Source organism: Microbacterium sp. Bi128, from assembly GCF_918698205.1.
The window spans coordinates 1-2,437 of record NZ_CAKKMM010000757.1 but is presented as its reverse complement, the minus strand read 5'-3'; the positions used below and the strand labels follow the sequence as shown (position 1 = coordinate 2,437).

The following is a 2,437-nucleotide window of genomic DNA, read 5'->3' as shown; positions in this document are numbered from 1 at the left end:
GTGCAGGCCGTCGGTGGCTTTGACATCGTAGACATCGTTCATGACGGTCAGGAGCGTGACGTCGAAGGTCCCGCCGCCTAGGTCGAATACGAGGATCGTGCCGTCCCGACGGCTTTCCGCACCATAGGCCAATGCCGCAGCCGTCGGCTCGTTGAGGACGCGGAGGACGTTGAGCCCCGCGATCCGGCCGGCATCCTTGGTGGCGCGTCGCTTCGCGTCATCGAAGTACGCGGGCACCGTGATCACCGCGTCCGTCACAGCGCCTTGCCCGAGGGTCAGCTCCGCATCCTCCTTCAGACGCTTGAGGATCAGCGCCGAGATCTCCTCGGGGGAGAACTGTCTCCCGTTCGCGGCGTCGAACCGCCAATCCGGGTTCCCCATCTGTCGCTTGACGAAGCCGACGACATCCAGCGGCGCGACGGCCGCCGAGCGCTTGGCCAGCGTCCCCACCAGAACCGAGCCATCGTCCTGGAAGTAGACGACCGACGGCGTGATGCGCTCACCCTCTCGATTCGCGAGAATCTCAGCCCTGCCGCTCTCGCCAAGGATCGAGATCGCGGAGTACGTCGTCCCCAGGTCAATGCCGACCGCCACGCCCACCTATCGCTCCGTTCTGTCGTAAAACGCCCCACGCCGGTCGTCGCGCTCCCCCTTCGGGCACCAGCGCCGCTCGGGCACAGACTCCACTGAAGCCCGAGCACCCCTGGACGCACCGGCCAACGACAGGCGGTCGCTCGAGCCGTCCGAACCGACAGGATGACACTAGCGTCTTGCAACTTGCAGTTGCAAGACCGCATTTTCAATCTTGCTCTGCAATGGTCGCGTACCCTCGTTGAGACGTACCCATGAGGTACGACCCAACGGTGTGAGCCCCCATCGAAGACAGAGGAGTACCGCATGACGCGCGAGACGGAGGGAAAGGCGTGGGGATCCGCGGCCCGGGCACCGAGGCTGTCCAGTGAGGAGTCGCGACACCGGGTCATGACTACCGCGGTGGGGATGCTGGACAGCTCGGGTCTGACGGTCAGCCTGGAACATCTCAACCTCGAAGAACTCATCCGGGCCGCCGAGGTCCCCCGCAGCGCCTTCTATAGGCTGTGGCCCGCGAAGGACCGCTTCTTCGCTGACCTGCTGGTGGAACTCGCCACCACGTCGGAGTCGAACGACGCCATGTTCTACCCGGGGACGCAGGACGTCGCTCACGGGATCATCGGGAAGTACCAACACCTTCTCGCGACTCACGACGGGCGCGTAGCGGTACTGCGGGAGGTGGCGCGCGTGGCGACCCGAGTCAACTTCGAGCACTTCAGCGGGTCTGTCTCGTGGCGGAGCCATGTCACCCTTGTCGCCACCGCGAGCAGCCTCGCGGACGCGGAGCACCGCGCAAGGGTCGCGTCCGCTCTGCAGGAAACGGAGCGTCGGTTCATCGACCGGACGGCGGAGTTCTACGGCACGGCACTAGCCAGCCTGGGTTTCTCGTTCTACCCCGGCGCGTCGGCCGAACTGCTCGCCGGGCTCGGAGCCGCCGTCGTGGAGGGGCTCGCCCAGCGGCGGCTCGTGAACCCCGACCTCGTGGACACGGTCATCTCAAAGCCGGGAATCGATGGGGAGCCCGTCGAATGGCATCCGGCCGCCCTCGGTTTCTGGGGGATCCTCGAGGCTCTGGTGGACATCGAGACGCGCCGGGATCCGGTGGGCTGAACACCGGCGCGTCATTCACCCGTCCGTGATCATTCTGCGACGACGGGCGATTCCTGGGTGTACGACGCCCGCGGGTTCCAGCCCAGGAGCGAACGGCTTGCCAGCACCGCCGCTCCCGTCCAGTGTCGCGCCCGCGGGTACCGGATTCTGCCGGACACCAGAGCCATGGGATCGCTGTACGCCCAGTGCGGCGCGAACACCGGAGGGCGGCGTCGGTTGCGGTCGCCTCGCGCGAGGTGGAGGAGCGCCTCCGTCGCCCCAAGGCTGACGGCGGCCTTCACGCCTTGGACCACAGACGGCAACGGCGCCCCCGCGACCGTCGCCCGGAGGGTGTCGAAGTCACCGTACCGAGGAAGGTAAGGCACGCATCGACTCAGATCCGCTGTGCGTGTCGCCGCTTCGTCGAGCGTGATGTCGGCCGGGAGACCCATCATCCGCTCGAAGGTGTGCCGGCTGCGCGGAGCGAAGGACGTCGCGATCGCGCCGAACCCGATGTTCATGACGAGAAGGACGGGAACGTCGTGCCGTCGAGCGGCACGAGCGAGCGCCGTGCCCACGTGGAGGTACCGCAGTTCCGACTCGTCGAGAACGAGATCAGCACCCGCCACGAACGGATCCGCGTTGTCGACGGTGACCCCCTCGGTGAAGGCCACCACCCGCGTCTGCGGACGGATCTTCTCGATCACCTCCCGCAGCGCGTCGACTTTGAGTCGGCCGTAGGTGTCGGTGTTCGCCC

Annotated in this window: 3 protein-coding genes; 1 reads left to right on the top strand and 2 read right to left on the bottom strand. The window is 66.8% G+C overall.

Annotation, left to right across the window (positions count from 1 at the left end):
* The coding region (locus tag LQV45_RS25860; protein WP_230009503.1) for an Hsp70 family protein at positions 1-600 on the bottom strand (600 nt) is incomplete at its 3' end.
* A gap of 297 nt (positions 601-897) precedes the next feature.
* On the opposite strand from LQV45_RS25860, the gene LQV45_RS25855 reads away from it, so the two are divergent.
* Positions 898-1,701 (top strand): hypothetical protein, encoded by an 804-nt coding sequence (locus LQV45_RS25855; RefSeq protein WP_230009502.1) that lies wholly within the window; start codon positions 898-900, stop codon positions 1,699-1,701.
* Positions 1,702-1,730: 29 nt separating this feature from the next.
* On the opposite strand, the gene LQV45_RS25850 is transcribed toward LQV45_RS25855, so the two are convergent.
* Positions 1,731-2,437: ThiF family adenylyltransferase (locus LQV45_RS25850; protein WP_230009500.1), on the bottom strand; the 707-nt coding region annotated here is incomplete at its 5' end.

Bases quoted from the DNA above. Each gene is read 5' to 3' on its own strand.
- LQV45_RS25855 (WP_230009502.1), top strand. From the start codon at position 898: ATGACGCGCGAGACGGAGGGAAAGGCGTGGGGATCCGCGGCCCGGGCA.